Annotated in this window: 14 protein-coding genes; 5 read left to right on the top strand and 9 right to left on the bottom strand. The window is 70.9% G+C overall.

Going from position 1 to position 15,389, the window contains the following annotated elements:
* Positions 1-20 precede the first annotated feature (20 nt).
* The 4 genes from HZU84_RS05340 to def all read right to left on the bottom strand — a co-directional run bounded on the left by HZU84_RS05340 (position 21) and on the right by def (position 2,885).
* A complete protein-coding gene (locus HZU84_RS05340; protein ID WP_149504878.1) occupies positions 21-803 on the bottom strand; it encodes an AzlC family ABC transporter permease in 783 nt (260 codons plus the stop codon).
* 108 nt (positions 804-911) lie between these two features.
* Entirely contained in the window at positions 912-1,304 is a 393-nt protein-coding gene (locus tag HZU84_RS05335; protein ID WP_149504879.1) for a hypothetical protein, read from the bottom strand.
* Between the two features lie 91 nt (positions 1,305-1,395).
* The gene (gene fmt, locus HZU84_RS05330; RefSeq protein ID WP_149505398.1) at positions 1,396-2,343 is read right to left on the bottom strand and encodes a methionyl-tRNA formyltransferase; all 948 of its coding nucleotides are present in this window, start codon (positions 2,341-2,343) and stop codon (positions 1,396-1,398) included.
* Positions 2,344-2,369: 26 nt separating this feature from the next.
* Entirely contained in the window at positions 2,370-2,885 is a 516-nt protein-coding gene (gene def, locus HZU84_RS05325) for a peptide deformylase (protein WP_149504880.1), read from the bottom strand.
* A 4-nt stretch (positions 2,886-2,889) separates the two neighbouring features.
* On the opposite strand from def, the gene HZU84_RS20470 reads away from it, so the two are divergent.
* From HZU84_RS20470 to HZU84_RS05310, 4 genes are all read left to right on the top strand, one after another.
* The gene (locus HZU84_RS20470) at positions 2,890-3,012 is read left to right on the top strand and encodes a hypothetical protein (protein ID WP_256365860.1); all 123 of its coding nucleotides are present in this window, start codon (positions 2,890-2,892) and stop codon (positions 3,010-3,012) included.
* Between the two features lie 46 nt (positions 3,013-3,058).
* Positions 3,059-4,240 carry a LysM peptidoglycan-binding domain-containing protein gene (locus tag HZU84_RS05320; protein ID WP_149504881.1) on the top strand — a complete coding sequence of 394 codons (1,182 nt, stop codon included), beginning with the start codon at positions 3,059-3,061 and terminating at the stop codon, positions 4,238-4,240.
* 20 nt (positions 4,241-4,260) lie between these two features.
* Positions 4,261-5,421, top strand: coding sequence for a DNA-processing protein DprA (gene dprA / locus HZU84_RS05315; protein ID WP_149504882.1), 1,161 nt, complete (start codon positions 4,261-4,263; stop codon positions 5,419-5,421).
* Between the two features lie 66 nt (positions 5,422-5,487).
* Complete coding sequence (locus tag HZU84_RS05310) at positions 5,488-5,940, top strand: Smg family protein (RefSeq protein WP_149504883.1); 453 nt, start codon at positions 5,488-5,490, stop codon at positions 5,938-5,940.
* Between the two features lie 30 nt (positions 5,941-5,970).
* On the opposite strand, the gene HZU84_RS05305 is transcribed toward HZU84_RS05310, so the two are convergent.
* The 4 genes from HZU84_RS05305 to yajC form a co-directional block, all read right to left on the bottom strand.
* A complete protein-coding gene (locus HZU84_RS05305) occupies positions 5,971-8,661 on the bottom strand; it encodes a DUF1631 family protein (protein WP_149504884.1) in 2,691 nt (896 codons plus the stop codon).
* An 80-nt stretch (positions 8,662-8,741) separates the two neighbouring features.
* Positions 8,742-9,788 (bottom strand): protein translocase subunit SecF, encoded by a 1,047-nt coding sequence (gene secF, locus HZU84_RS05300; RefSeq protein WP_149504885.1) that lies wholly within the window; start codon positions 9,786-9,788, stop codon positions 8,742-8,744.
* Positions 9,789-9,801: 13 nt separating this feature from the next.
* Positions 9,802-11,706, bottom strand: a complete 1,905-nt coding sequence (gene secD / locus HZU84_RS05295) for a protein translocase subunit SecD (protein WP_149504886.1) — start codon at positions 11,704-11,706, stop codon at positions 9,802-9,804.
* Positions 11,707-11,757: 51 nt separating this feature from the next.
* Positions 11,758-12,081: a preprotein translocase subunit YajC gene (yajC, locus tag HZU84_RS05290; RefSeq protein WP_149504887.1), complete on the bottom strand. Its 324-nt coding sequence runs from the start codon at positions 12,079-12,081 to the stop codon at positions 11,758-11,760.
* Positions 12,082-12,217: 136 nt separating this feature from the next.
* Between yajC and HZU84_RS05285 the strand changes: the two genes are divergently transcribed.
* The gene (locus HZU84_RS05285) at positions 12,218-13,627 is read left to right on the top strand and encodes a bifunctional diguanylate cyclase/phosphodiesterase (RefSeq protein ID WP_149504888.1); all 1,410 of its coding nucleotides are present in this window, start codon (positions 12,218-12,220) and stop codon (positions 13,625-13,627) included.
* On the opposite strand, the gene HZU84_RS05280 is transcribed toward HZU84_RS05285, so the two are convergent.
* Entirely contained in the window at positions 13,608-15,359 is a 1,752-nt protein-coding gene (locus tag HZU84_RS05280) for a S8 family peptidase (RefSeq protein WP_149504889.1), read from the bottom strand. The two genes, HZU84_RS05285 and HZU84_RS05280, sit on opposite strands and share 20 nt — an antisense overlap.
* Between the last annotated feature and the right edge of the window lie 30 nt (positions 15,360-15,389).

The raw sequence follows: 15,389 nt of genomic DNA, 5'->3' as shown, positions 1-15,389 counted from the left end.
GTGCTCCGCGGACGGATCGGTCAGGAAGGACGCCGGGCGGGCTGCACCGCGCCGATCGGGCGCCCGCCCCCGCCGCCGGGCATCTCCATCATCAGGCCGGCGGCCACCGCTGCGGCCACCGCGACGACGATGTTGAGCTTGTAGGGCAGCGCGAAGGCCGCCACCGCGGCGGCGGCCGCCACGCCCGCGCAGACCCAGGTCGCGCGGTCGACCAGCAGCGAACAGGTCAGACCGATCAGCGCCAGCGTGCCGGCGAATCCCAGGCCCCACTGCGCCGGCACGCCATCGGCCAGCACGATGCCCAGGATCGACGGAATCTGCCAGCCCAGCCACAGCAGCAGTGCCCCGCCAAGAAAATACGCGATCTGGCCCGACTGCGGCTCGGGCTCGGGCCAGCGGCGCATGAACATCGCGTAGCTGACATCCGCACCCAGATAGCCCAGCGACATGCGCTGCCAGCGCGGCAGGTGGCCGAAATAGAAGCGCCACTGCGCGCTGTAGATGACGAAGCGCAGATTGACGACGAAGCCGGTCAGCAGCACCACCCAGATCGGCGCACCGGCGGCGATCAGCGGCAGCGAGGCCAGCTGCGACGAGCCGGCATAGACGGTCAGCGACATCAGCAGCGCCAGCCAGGGATCGAGCCCGCTGCGCACCATGGCCACGCCGGTGACCAGGCCCCAGGCGGCCAGACCCGGCACCATCGGCGCCATGTCCCGCAGGCCACGCCGGAATTCCGGATGGCGACAGAGGGACTGCACATGCCGCTTCAGTGCGGCCGCAGGAGAGCCGGGGGAAGACATCCCTCGATTGTCACATCGGGAGCGGTCCTGCGGATCAGGTCCGGCACGCGGACCTCAGGGATTGCGCCGCGATGGCGGCCGGTGCGTCGACCGGGTGCGGCGGATCGATCAGTGCGTCGACTTGCCGTGGGCCTTGTCGTCGGCCTTGGCCTTGGGCTCGTCGATGATTTCCTCGTCCTCGGCCGGCTTGGGCTTCTTCTTCTTCGACGGCTCGACCGGGCGCGGCACGACCGGCGCGATGCCCTCGAGCTTGTTCTCGCGCATGTACTCATCCATCTCGCGCCAGCCGGTGTAGACGGAGGCCTTGACCGCCTTCGGATTGAGGGTGTAGCAGTCCTCGATCGCACGCATCGCGTGGCGGCAGGCGCTGCCGATGGCCTTGCCCTCGGCCTCGTTGCGGGCGGCGACGGCTTCGCCGGACTCGATGCCGAGCAGGTCGCAGCTGGCCAGCAGGGGCAGCGCGGCGAGCAGGGCGATGACGGAAAGTCTCGGCAGTCTCATGGCGGGGGAAGGGCAAGCGGAGGGCGGGGGCTGCCTCGCTTATCGTCTGTCGCCCGGAGCGACTTGAGCAGTCCGGGCGAGGTGCCCCGTTTCAGCCCAGCCGCTCGCCAGGGCGGATGTCACAGCCGGCCAGCCATTCGCGCACCGGCTGGCGCCGCCCGCCCGGGCGCTGCACCCGCTCGATCTCCAGCGCGCCCTCGCCGCAGGCCACCCGCAGCAGGCCGGCATCGCCGGGCAGCACCTCGCCGGGCGCGCCCTGCCCTGGCGTCGGCCGGGCCTGCCAGACCTTGATCGTCTCGGCGCCGCGCACGAAGCTCGCGCCGGGAAAGGGATCGAAGGCGCGCACCCGCCGCGCGATCACCGCCGCCGGCAGCGTCCAGTCGATCGCCGCCTCCTTCTTGTCGATCTTGTGCGCGTAGTTCACGCCCTCCAGCGGCTGCGGCACCGGCTGCAGGCGCCCGGCCGCCGCATCGGCCAGCGCCGCGACGATCATGCGCCCGCCCAGCAGCGCCAGCCGGTCATGCAGCAGCGCGGTGGTGTCGTCCGGGCCGATCGGCTCGCGCGCGACCGAGAGCATGTCGCCGGTGTCCAGCCCTTCGTCCATCTGCATGATGGTGATGCCGGTCTCGGCGTCGCCGGCCTCGATCGCGCGGTGGATCGGCGCGGCACCGCGCCAGCGCGGCAGGATCGAGCCGTGAATGTTCAGGCAGCCCAGGCGCGGCAGCGCCAGCACCCAGCGCGGCAGGATCAGGCCGTAGGCGGCGACCACCAGCACATCCAGACGCGCGGCCAGCAGCGCCTCGCGCGCGGCCGCCGCCTCGTCGGGGAAGCGGCCGTCGAGCTTCAGGCTGGTCGGCTGCGCCACCGCGATGCCGTGCTCCAGCGCGAGCTGCTTGACCGGCGAGGGCTGCAGCTTCATGCCGCGCCCGGCCGGGCGGTCGGGCTGGGTCAGCACCAGCGGCACCGAGATGCCGGCGGCCAGCATCGCCGCCAGCGCCTCGCGGGCGAACTCCGGCGTGCCGGCAAAGCCGACGCGCAGCGGCGCGACAGCGGCAGGCGTCGCACTCATTCCGTCGCCTCGTCGTCGCGGCCGCGCTTGAGCAGCTTGGTGCGGATGCGGTTGCGCTTGAGCGGCGAGAGGTACTCGACGAAGACCCGGCCCATCAGGTGGTCCATCTCGTGCTGGATGCAGATCGCCAGCAGGCCATCGGCCTCGAGGTCGAAGGAGCGGCCCTCGCGGTCGAGCGCGCGCACCGTGACGCGCTCATGGCGCTCGACCTTGTCGTAGATCGTCGGCACCGACAGGCAGCCCTCGTCGCCGACCACACGCTCCGGGCTGCGCACGATCAGCTCCGGGTTGATCAGCACCAGCTGCTCCGTGCGGTCTTCGGAGACATCGATGACGATCAGGCGCTCGTGCACATCGACCTGGGTCGCGGCCAGGCCGATGCCGCGCGACTTGTACATCGTCTCGAACATGTCGTCGATCAGCGTGCGGATGCGCGCATCGACGGCCGCCACCGGCTTGGCGACCTTGTTCAGGCGGGGATCGGGATAGCGAAGAATGGTCAGCAGGCTCATGGCGATGACGATGACGATCGGTCGCGACGCGACAGTGAAGGGCAGGCCCGAAGCGGCAGAAGTGGCAAAACAGCCGATTTCATTGCAGCCTCAGGGCTTCGGGGGCAGAATCGACGAGTCTGAATGAAGTGTTTCGCGCGGGCCTGCCGGGTCGGCGCACGGAGAAGAACTCCATGATCCTGTGCCACGGCGAGCACGCTCGAACCCGGCGCGCCCTCGCCAGCCCCTCAAGGCTGCTGGCGGCGACGCTGCTGGGCCTGTCGCTCCAGGCGACTCACGCAGCCCCCGATTATCCGGTCACTGCCGCGCAGCGCAGCACGGCCCGACAGGTCGCCGAGGCCGGCGTGCCGCTTTCCGAGCTGGCGCCCAACGCGCCCGAAAGCCATGTCGTGCGCCGCGGCGACACGCTCTGGGACATCTCGAAGCTCTTCCTGCGCAGCCCCTGGCGCTGGCCGGAACTCTGGGGCATGAACCTCGAGCAGATCCGCAATCCGCACCTGATCTATCCGGGCCAGGAGCTGGTGCTGGTGCGCGAGGGCGGCCGCGCGCGGCTGCAGTTCGGCCGCGCCGGCTCGGGCACCGTGAAGCTCTCGCCGCGGGTGCGCGCGGGCGATGTCGACAACGGGCCGCTCGCCTCGATCTCGCTGCATCTGATCGAGCCCTTCCTGAACGACGCGATCGTGCTCGAGGCCGACGAGCTGGACAAGGCGCCGCGCATCGTCGCCGGCCGCGAGGGCCGGGTGCTGCTCGGCCGTGGCGACACCGCCTATGTGCGCGGCGAGATGCCGCCGCTGCGCAACTGGCGCGTCTTCCGCCAGGCCCGGCCGCTGCTCGATCCCGACACCCGGGCGCTGCTCGGCTACGAGGCGGCCTTCGTCGGCTCGGCCGAATATGTCCGTCCGGGCAGCGTGACTCCGAGCGCCGATGGCAAGACCCAGGAGATCGTGCCCGGCACGGTGGTGCTGACGACGCTGCGCCAGGAAGCCGGCGCCGGCGACCGCCTGGCGCAGGCCCCGACCCGCGACACCACCAACTTCGTCCCGCATGCGCCCTCGGCGCCGATCGCCGGACGCATCGTCTCGATCTACGGCGACGGCATGTCGGCCGGCCAGAACCAGATCGTCGCGCTGAACCGCGGCCGGGTCGACGGCATCGAGCGCGGCCATGTGCTGGCGATCCAGCGCGCCGGCGAGCGCATCGCCGATCGCACCGACCCGCAGCGGGCCGCGCTGCAGCTGCCCGACGAGACGCACGGACACCTGTTCGTGTTCCGCGTCTTCGAGCGGGTGGCCTACGCGCTGATCCTCGACGCACAGACCGCGGTGCGCCCCGGCGACCGCTTCACCCAGCCCTGAGCCGGGCCGGGAGCGCGACGATGCCGCTGGCCGGACACGCGCCCGACGAGATCGCCGCCTGGCTGCGGCTGCTGCAGACGCCGGGCTGCGGCCGCCAGCGCGCGCGCCAGCTGCTCGCGGCCTTCGGCTCGCCCGAGGGCGTGTTCGCCGCCTCGTCGGTGGCACAGCGCCAGATCGTCGGCGAGGCGCTGGTGCAGGCGCTGCGCTCGCCGCCCGACGGACTGGATGCGCTGGTCGACGCCACGCTGGACTGGCTCGCGCATCCCGACCACCATCTGCTGATCCTCGGCGACGAGGGCTACCCGCCGGGCTGGATGCACATGCCCGACTCGCCGCTGCTGCTGCACCTGCACGGCGCACCGCAGCGCCTGAACGACCGCGATCTGATCGCGCTGGTCGGCAGCCGTCATCCGACCGCCAGCGGCGCCGCGCTGGCGCGCGAGTTCGCCGCCGGACTGGGTCGCGACGGCCTGGGCATCGTCTCCGGACTGGCGCAGGGCATCGACGCGGCCGCCCATCTGGGCGCGCTGGATGCCGGCGCGCCGACGGTGGCGGTCATCGGCACCGGCATCGACCGCTGCTATCCGCGCCAGCATGAGGCGCTGGCCGCTCGCATCGTCGCTGCAGGCGGCCTGATCGTCAGCGAGCATGCGCTCGGCACCGGACCGCTGGCACCGCATTTCCCTCAGCGCAACCGGCTGATCGCCGGGCTGTCGCTGGGCACGCTGGTGGTGGAGGCCGCGCTGCAGTCGGGCTCGCTGATCACCGCGCGGCTGGCGCTGGAGAGCAACCGCGAGGTGTTCGCGATCCCGGGCCCGATCCGCAGCCCGCAGTCGCGCGGCTGCCACCGGCTGATCCGCGATGGCGCGCGGCTGGTCGAGTCGGTCGAGGACATCCTGGAGGACCTGCGGCCGCTGCGCCGGGTGCCCGCCCCCTCCTCGTCCGCCACCGACGAGATGCCGAGGACGGCTGCGGCAGCGGCCACTGCGCCCGATGTGCAGGACGACGTCTCCGACCCGATCCTCCAGGCCCTGGGCTGGAGTCCGGCCACGCTGGACGCGCTGCAGGCGCGCACCGGCTGGGCCACGCCGCAGCTGCAGGCCCGGCTGCTCGAGCTGGAAATGCTGGAGCAGATCGTCCGGCTGCCCGGACAGATCTTTCAACGCCAGAATCGTGCGTGACCCCGCTCACGGGGGCCGGCCGGCACGGGTTCTCCGGGTCACCATGCCCTCGGGTATAGTGAATCCATGTTCGACGTGCTCGTCTACCTCTACGAAAACTACTGGCGCCCGGACTCCTGTCCGGAGCATGACCAGCTGTCGCGCAAGCTGACCTCGGTCGGCTTCGAGAGCGACGAGATCGAGGAGGCGCTGAGCTGGCTCGACGGCCTGACCAGCGTGGCCGAGACCCAGGCGCAGATGCAGAGCGCGCTGTCGATGCGCATCTACACCGCCTCGGAGCAGGACCGGCTCGGCACCGCCTCGATCGCCTTCCTGAGCTTCCTGGAATCGGCCGGCGTGCTGCCGGCGCACATGCGCGAGATCGCGGTCGACCGGGCGATGGCCGCACCGGGCGGATCGCTGGCGCTCGAGGACCTGAAGATCATCGTGCTGATGGTCTTCTGGAGCATGGGCGAGGAGCCCGACGCGCTGATCCTCGACGAGCTCTTCGTCGACGACGCCGACCGCCTCATCCACTGACAAGCCCAGGCCGGGCGTGACCGCAGCGCCTCAGTGCAGCAGCCGCGCCGGATCGGCGTCGAGCTTGGCCAGCGCGTTGCGGGTGGCGCGCACCGTCAGCGACTCCTCCTCGAAGGGCACCAGCAGGCCGGCCTGCAGGAAGGAGGCCAGGCGGTGCTTCTGGAACATGATGCCGCGCCCCTGCACCGACACGAACAGGCTGAACTGCTTGCGACTGCCCTGCCAGGCCAGCTGCACCGGCTCGATGCGGTCGCGGTAGTCGAGCCGGAACCAGTTGCCGACCGTCAGGTCAGCCACCCAGGCCACCATCGCCGGCGTCGGCATCGAGCCGCCCTCGGCGACCACCTCCAGATCCTGGGTCTCGTGGCCCGAGAGATCGCGCACCATCGACTCGTCGATCTCGATGTCGCCGGCCTCGGGCAGCAGATCCTCCAGCGCCTCGAGCTGCATCATCAGCTCGTCGAGGCGCTCGGTCGGAATGGTGGCAGTGCGCGCCGAGAACGCCGCCTGCAGCGCATTGTTGAGCGACTGCACATACTCGTCCTGCCGCGGCATCGGCACGCCGGCCGAGCCCATGCCCTCGCGCAGCCGCTTGAGCAGCGGCGGCAGCCGGCGGATCGCCTCGGCCCGCTCCTCGCGCGAGACCTTGGCGCTGGCCAGCCAGATCAGGTCGGAGGCGACCTTGCTCATCGCCCGGGTCTGCTCGCTGCTGGCGCTGGTCTTGACCGCGGTGGTCGCCAGCACGTCGGCCCAGACATGGAAGAGGAACTGGCGCACGCTGTCGTGCACCGGCACCTTGTCGAGCATCTTGCGCATCTCGATGGTGTACTGGATCGCCATCGTCTCGCGCTGCTCGATCTGCTGCGCCAGCGACACGCCCTTGCTCGCGGCGACATGCTCGGTCTTGAAATACTCCTCGATGAAGCGCTCGAACTCGGTCAGCACCGTCTGGAAGACCCGCCGGCCGGTGTCCGGATAGGCCTCGACGACCTGGACGACACGCTTGATCTCGCGCTCCATCGGCTCGCTGACACCGGCCGCACCCACCTCGAAGCCCATCACGCAGCCGCCCATGCGGTCGATCAGCTTGCGCGCCGGATGGTCGATGGTGGCGAAGAAGTCGGGCTCGGCGATCGCCACCCGCAGCACCGGCATCTGCAGCCGCGCGAACCACACCCGCACGCTGGCCGGAATGCGCTCCTCGGTCAGCAGGCTCTGGAACATCAGCGCGACGATCTCGATGGTGGCGCGCTCGACCGGCGTGGTCGCGGCCTGCTTGAGCGCGACCTTGCGGCTCTGCAGTTCCTGCAGCAGTCCCGGCGTCGACACCGCGACCGCCTGCGACAGCACCGGCACGCCCGAAGCCGCACCGGCCGCGGAGGCACCGCCGTCGAAGCGGCGACGCACCGCCTGCTCGGCATCGCTGATCGCGGCGCTCAGCCCGGGCGAGGGCTGAACATGCGGATGCGCGATGGTCGAGCTGTAGAAGTCGGGCACCTGTCGCGCGACCAGGCGATTGAGCCGGCCCAGCACCGCCTCGGCCTGCTCGATGCTGCGCAGCAGGCCCGGCGAGTGCGTCATCATGCGCGTCTCGTCATGCACGTCGCGCAGCGGCACCGGCACGGTGGCCGCACCGGCGGAAGACGGCGGCGACACATCCGCCATCATCGTCGGCGCGTAGAGATGGGCATCGCGGCTGTCTGGCGCCGCCGTGCCGCCAGGCTGGCCAGCACGGGCTGCGCCGCCCGACCCGCCGCCACCGCCCCAGGCCGAGCCACTCGCCCCGCCCGCGCCGCCCCCCGTGCCGCCTGCACTCCCGCCTCCAGCGCCCGAGCCGCCAGCCCCGCCACCAGCGCCTGAGCCAGCACCAGGACCGCCGCCCGAAGCCCAGCGGGACGGCGTCGACGAATCGGGGCGACTCTCGCTGCGGTTCAGATGGGCAGGAGAGGGAAAGCGCTCCTGAGGCGGCTGGGACAGGCCCCCGGGCCGGGCCGCCGCGGGCGCAGCCCCCACCGCCGGATCCGGCGAGAAGCCGCCCGCGCGCGACACGCGGCCGTCGTCCTTGCTGCGGCGAATGAAATGGCGCAGATTGACCTCGGGACAGACGCCCTGCCCGATCAGCCAGCGATTGACCTCGTGATAGGCCTCATGGATGAGCGCCGCGAACTCCTCGTGCAGCATCGGCTGCAGGACCCGCCAGGCCTCGGCACTGAAGCCGGCGGTGAACCAGCTCTCCGACACCGCCCGGGCCAGCGCGTGCGGGCGCAGCACATCCAGCGCGTCGAGTTCGTCGCGGTGATCGAGCGCCGCCATCCGGTAGCGCAGATCCGAGAACTCCCAGTTGGCCTTGTCCAGCAGCGCCATCGCCATGTGCGAGACGACGATCTCCTGGTCGACCGAGGCGTCGTCGACGATCGCGAGCTCGTCGGCGCGGGTGGCATTGCGCCCCGCGCCCTGCGGAGCAACCTGACGACCGGCTGCCGCCTGCTGGAGCTGCTGCCCGAAGGCGGTGGCCCAGCGGCCGGACTGCAGCGGCAGGTCCACCAGCAGATCGCGGTAGACCGCGTGATGTGCCGACGGCGTGCGGGCCTGCTCGGCGATGCGGTCACGCACCCGCTCGGTCAGCGTGCCGGCCACCCGGGGCATCAGCCGCTGGAGCTGCTCGCAGTAGAGTCGCCGCGCCTGTGCGGCCAGCAGCGAGGAGGGGGTTGCGGCAGCCATGGGAGAGGTGGGGGAGGAGGAATCGACCGTCGAAATCTGGAAAAATAGTGTGTACTACTTTACACCAGCAGGCCGATGCCTCACACGACCGCGCCGGCGTTCGGATCGTTCGGATCCTGGTCCTTCTTGGCGCCTGCGCTGACCAGATCCTCGCGCCGGACACCCAGCCACATCGCGATGGCCGCCGCGACGAACACCGACGAATAGATGCCGAAGCAGATGCCGATCGTCAGCGCCACCGCGAAGTAGTGCAGCGTCGGGCCGCCGAACAGCAGCATCGACAGCACCATCATCTGCGTCGAGCCGTGCGTGATGATGGTGCGGCTCATCGTGCTGGTGATCGCGTGGTCGATGACCTCGGGCGTGCTCATCTTGCGGAACTTGCGGAAGGCCTCGCGGATCCGGTCGAAGATCACCACCGACTCGTTGACCGAGTAGCCCAGCACCGCCAGCACCGCCGCCAGCACCGCCAGCGAGAACTCCCACTGGAAGAAGGCGAAGAAGCCCAGGATGATGATCACGTCATGCAGGTTGGCGATGATCGCGGCCACCGCGAACTTCCACTCGAAGCGGATCGCCAAGTAGATCATGATGCCGACGACCACGAAGGCCAGCGCCTTCAGGCCGTCCTCGGCCAGCTCCTTGCCGACCTGCGGGCCGACGAACTCGCTGCGGGTGAGCTTGAGCGGCTCGGTGATGCTGCCGTTGCTGCCGGCCTCGCAGACCTGGCGGCTGATGCTCTCGCCCTTGTCGGTGGTGATCTGCACCGGCTTGACCAGGCCGCCCTCGGCGGCGCACAGCTGGGCGAAGACGCGGCCGACCACCTCGTTCTGCTTGACGCCCTCGCGCAGCGGCAGGCGGATCAGCACATCGCGCGAGGTGCCGAACTTCTGCACCTGCACTTCGCCGAAGTTCATCGCCTCGACGGTGGTGCGGACCTTGGCGATGTCGGCGCTCTGGGCGTACTCGGTCTCGATGACCGTGCCGCCGGTGAACTCGATCGACAGGTGCAGCCCGCGGGTCAGCAGGAAGAACACCGCCAGCGCGAACGTGGCGAAGGAGATGATGTTGAACACCAGCGCATGCCGCATGAACGGGATGTCGCGGCGCAGGCGGAAGAATTCCATGAGGTGACTCCCTTCAGGCCTTGGGCGAGGTGACGGCCGGGGCGGCGTCGGCCGATCCCGGCTGCGCGGCCGGCTTCCAGACCTGGCCGATCGAGACGCCCTGCAGCTTCTTCTTGCGGCCGTACCAGAGGTTGACCAGACCGCGCGAGAAGAGCACCGCCGAGAACATCGAGGTGAGAATGCCCAGGCAGTGCACCACCGCGAAGCCGCGCACCGGACCCGAGCCGAAGGCCAGCAGCGCCACGCCGGCGATCAGCGTGGTCACGTTCGAGTCCAGGATGGTGCCCCAGGCGGCTTCGTAGCCCTTGTGGATCGCCATCTGCGGCGAGGCGCCGGCACGCAGCTCCTCGCGCACCCGCTCGTTGATCAGCACGTTGGCGTCGATCGCCATGCCCAGCACCAGCGCGATCGCGGCGATGCCCGGCAGCGTCAGCGTGGCCTGCATCATCGACAGGATCGCCACCAGCAGCAGCAGGTTCACGCCCAGCGCCAGCGTCGAGAACACGCCGAACAGCATGTAGTACGCGCACATGAAGACCGCGATGGCGAGGAAGCCGTACAGCACGCTGTCGAAGCCCTTGGCGATGTTCTCGGCGCCCAGGCTGGGGCCGATCAGGCGTTCCTCGATGATCTCCATCGGTGCAGCCAGCGAACCGGCACGCAGCAGCAGCGCGGTGTCGGCCGCCTCGACCGGCGTCATCGAGCCGGAGATCTGCACCCGGCCGCCACCGATCTCCGAGCGGATCACGGGGGCCGTCACGACCTCGCCCCGGCCCTTCTCGAACAGCAGGATGGCCATGCGCTTGTTGATGTTCTCGCGGGTGACGTCGCGGAAGATGCGCGCGCCGCGGGCGTCGAGCGTCAGGTGCACCGCCGGCTGCTGGTTGTCGTCGAAGCCGGCCTGCGCGTCGGTCAGGTTCTCGCCGGTCAGCACCACCTGGCGCTTGACGATGATGGGCACGCCGCCTCGCTCCAGGAAGCGCTCGGTGCCGAAGGGCACCGGGGCGCCGCCGCCCAGCGCGGCCTGCGCCTCGGGGCCGTCGTCGACCATGCGCACTTCCAGCGTGGCGGTGCGGCCGATGATGTCCTTGGCCTTGGCCACGTCCTGCACGCCGGGCAGCTGCACGACCACGCGGTCGGCGCCCTGCTGCTGGATCACCGGCTCGGCCACGCCCAGCTCGTTGATGCGGTTGTGCAGCGTGTTGATGTTCTGCGTCAGCGCCTGCTGCTGGACGTTGCGGACCGCCTCGGGCTTGATGCGGCCGATCAGCCGGGGCTCGGCGGCGTCACCGGCCTCGGTCCAGAGCATGTCGGCCTGGGCCAGCGTCAGCGCCTCGCGCGCCTTGGCCTGGGCCTCGCGGTCCCGCAGGCGCACCTCGATGCTGTCGCCGCTGCGCTGGATGCCGGCGTGGCGGATCGACTTGTCGCGCAGCAGCGTGCGCACGTCGGTGGACAGCGACTCGGTCTTCTTGGTCAGCGCTGCGGCCATGTCGACCTGCATCAGGAAATGCACGCCGCCGCGCAGGTCCAGACCCAGGTACATCGGCTGCGCGCCCAGCCCGGTCAGCCATTGCGGCGAGCGCGACACCAGGTTCAGCGCGACGATGTAGGCCGGATCGGCCGGATCGGGATTGAGCGCGCGAACGATCGCGTCGCGCGCCTTGAGCTGGGTGTCGGTGTCGCCGAAGCGGGCGCGCACCGAGTTGCCCTCGAGCTGGACGAAGTCGGGCTTCAGGCCGGCGGCCTGCAGGGCCTGCTCGACCCGGGGCACCAGACCGGCGTCGACCTTCAGCGTGGCCTTGCCGCTGGAGACCTGGACGGCCGGCGCCTCGCCGAAGAAGTTGGGCAGCGTGTAGAGCAGCCCCGCCACCACCGCGATGGCCAGGATCAGGTACTTCCACCAGGGGTAGCGGTTCATCGTTCAGCCTGAGAGCAAGAGTTCAGCAAGGAATCGGGGCGACGGCCCGGCTTACTTGATCGAGCCCTTGGGCAGGACCTGCACCACCGCGCTGCGCTGGCACTGGACCTCGACGCCCGAGGACACTTCCAGCGACACGAAGGACTCGGCCACCTTGGTGACCCGGCCCAGCAGGCCGCCGGCGGTGACGATCTCGTCGCCCTTGGCCAGCGCGTCGATCATCGCCTTGTGCTCCTTCTGCTTCTTCATCTGGGGCCGGATCATGATGAAGTACAGCACCACGAACATCAGCACCAGCGGCAGCAGCTGCATCAGGGACGAGCCGCCTGCGGGTGCGGCGCCAGCCGCCTGGGCGTAGGCATTGGAAATGAACACGTTCGGCTCCTGCAAAGGGGAATAAGGGACAAAGCGCACGATTGTAGGGGTGTCCGGAAACCGGCCGGACCCCAGGTGACCCCACCCGCCCGGGCCGGGGGTCAAGGCGGCAAAAGCGGCAACCGATATCGACGCCATGGACCGCCCTCTTGCGCCCCCTGTCGCCGATTCCCGCCTGTCACGCGCGCTGAGCGCCAGCGCCTGCGGCACGCTGCTGCTGGTCGTGCCGATGCGGCTCGACGAGATGGCCGCGCTGCTGGGCGCCGCCCTGCGCGAGACGGTGCTGCAGGCGGCGGCCCGGCAGCTCGAGACGGCGCTGCACGCGCTGCAGCAGCCCGCCACCGGGGCCGAAGCCCTGCACCGCCGCGGCGACGGCTTCCTGGTGGTGCTGGGCGACGCCTCGCCCGAGCATGTCGACACCGCGGCGCACCTGCTGCTGGATGCGCTGGAGCAGCCGATGGAGGTCGCCGGCCAGCGCTTCTGCCTGGGCGGCTGCGCCGGCCGGGTCGACTTCGATGCGCAGAGCGGGCACGAGGTCGCCACGCTGCTGCGCCAGGCCGATCTGGCCAGCCTGGAGGCCCGCCGGCTCGGTCGCGGCCAGTGCGTCCGGCATGAGGCCGCCACCACGATGGTCGCGATGCGCCGGCTGCGCGCCGAGGACACCCTGCACCGCGGCATCGACCAGATCCGGCTCGACCTGCTGTTCGAGATCCAGGCCGACATGTGCACCGGCGCGCTGACCGGTGCGGTGGTCCTGCCACGCTGGACCCCGGCGCTGGGCGCGGGCCTCGCCGACGGCGGTCGCGGCTGGGCCGCGGTGGCCGCCGACGCCGGGCTGATGCACCGGCTGACCCTGATGCTGCTGCACGGCATCTGCCGCCAGGTGCGGCAGTGGCGCGATCAGGGGCTGGATGTGCCCAGCCTGTCGGTCGATCTGCCGGCCGGGCTCTGGCAGGACCGCGCGCTGGTGTCGATGGTGCTCGACGCGCTGGTCGACCAGGGCCTGCCCGGCGGCACGCTGACGCTGCTGATGCCCGGCGCGGCGCTGTCGGGCGACGCGGACCTGCTGCGCGGCACGCTGCGCTCGCTGCGCGCCACCGGCGTGCGGGTCGGGCTGGCGCGTCTCGGGGACGCCGGCCCGGTCTCGCTGGACACGCTCGGGCGCCTGCCGCTCGACGAGCTGACGCTCGACGCCCGGGTGCTGGAGCGCCTCGGCCAGCGTGACGGCACCCGCATGGCCGCCGCGCTGATCGGCCTGGGCCGGGCGCTGGGACTGCGGGTGGTCGCCGAGGGCGTGCGCAGCGAGGAGCAGCTCGATGTCCTGCGCGCCCGCCACTGCGACGAGTTCCAGGGCCCGCTGCTGTCGCTGCCGGTCGGCGCCACGACGATGACCCAGGTGCTGATGCATGCCCGGGTCCAGCACCGGGTGGTGCTGGACAGCTCGACCGGGACCGCCCCCGGCCCCGGCACGGCCACCGGCGCGGAATCGACCCGCGGCCCGGCTCACCGGACCGGCCGGGTCTCGATCACTGCTGCAGCAGGTTGAGCACGTATCGGCCGCTGGTGCTGCCGGTGCCGCCGCTGGCATAGACCACCCGCACCAGATAGTTGACCGCCGCGGTCGTGCCGTTGCGCACCGTGACCGTCTCCGGCTGGCCTGCTGCCCGCGTGCTCGAGGCCAGCGCGGAGGTGCCCGCGGCGTTGTACAGATAGAGCTGGTAGTTCTGCGTGCTGGCCGTGTGGTTCAGCGTCGCCGACAGCGTGCGGCCCGCCGCGACGCTCACCCGGAAATAGTCGGTGTCGGTGGTCGAGGCCACCGTGCCGGCGATGCGCGCATGGGCCACGGTGACCGCGCGTGCGGTGGCAACCGTGTTGTTCGACTCGCCTTCGGCCAGCGCGGTCGGCTGCGAGCCCATCGCGGTGTCGACCGCCTTCTTCGCGTCGACGATGCCGGTGCCGATCGTCGTCGTCGTGCCCGGGCTGACCGGGAAGGCACGCGCGGAACTCTTGAGCATGCTCTCGACCTGGTCGGGCGTCAGCGCGGCATTCTTCGCCAGCATCAGCGCCGCCACGCCGGCCACATGCGGCGTGGCCATCGAGGTGCCGTTGTAGGAGGCATAGCTGTCAGCGCCAGGCACGGTGCTGCCGGCATTGAGGGTCGACAGGATGCCCGCGCCCGGTGCGGCCACATCGACGACCGAGCCGTAGTTCGAGAACGAGGCCCGCGCACCGGTGCGGGTGGTCGCACCGACGGTGATCACGCCGGCGCAGTTGGCCGGGCTGGCGTTGGACGCATTGATGTTCGAGTTGCCGGCCGCGATCACCAGCATCGCGCTGCGCGAGCGGGCGGAATTGATCGCGTTCTGCATCGTCGTGCCGCAGGCGCCCGAGCCGCCCAGCGACAGGTTGAGCACCCGCGCCGGATAGGCATTGGCCGGAACCCCGGACACGGTGCCGCCCGAGGCCCAGACCACGCCGGCGGCAATGTCGGAGGTGTAGCCGCCGCAGGTGCCCAGCACCCGCACCGGCACGATCCTGGCCGAAGGAGCCACACCCGCGACCCCCAGACCGTTGTTGGTGACTGCGGCGATGGTGCCGGCCACATGGGTGCCGTGCCAGCTGCTCGAACTCGAGCACCAGTCGCCCGGGTCGCGGGCATCGGCATCACGGCCATTGCCGTCGTTGGCGGTGGCGGTGTCGGCGATGAAGTCGTAGCCGCCGACGATGTTGGCCGCCAGGTCGGCATGCGGCCGGTAGCCGGTGTCGATCACCGCAACCCGCACGCCCGCGCCCAGCGAGCGGTCCCAGGCGGCCGGCAGATTGATGCCGCCCACCGCCTCGTAGTAGTGCCACTGGCTGGCGAACTGGCTGTCCGACGGCACCCACTGCGGCAGCATCACCAGATCGGGCTCGACCGACAGCACCTCGGCATCCGCCGCAGCCATCTCGCTCGACAGGGTGCGGATCTGCTCCGGCGTCAGCGCGCGGCTGGCGCGAAAGACGCTGCTGCCGTCATGGCCGTCGCGCCGGAAGGCCACCGTCGCGCCGAAGCGGCTGACCACCCGCTCGGCACGCTGGCGATCACGCTCGCGGCGATCGGGCGAGCGGGCGGCAGCGGCCGCCGAGAACGAGGTGGCGCGGTAATGCACGATGAACTGGTCGGTCATCTTCGGCGCGCTTGGAGCGGCCGCGCTGGCCTGGGCAGACACGCCGGCCGCAGCCAGCAGCACCGCAGTCATCCACCGGACGGGCGGGAAAGGCAGGACACGATACGACATGGGGTTTCTCCTCCTGGGAGTTCGCATCGT

This window comes from Sphaerotilus sulfidivorans, from assembly GCF_013426975.1.
Lineage (GTDB): Bacteria > Pseudomonadota > Gammaproteobacteria > Burkholderiales > Burkholderiaceae_C > Sphaerotilus > Sphaerotilus sulfidivorans.
The sequence above is the reverse complement of the archived record's forward strand: the minus strand, read 5'-3'. Positions and strand labels throughout refer to the sequence as shown.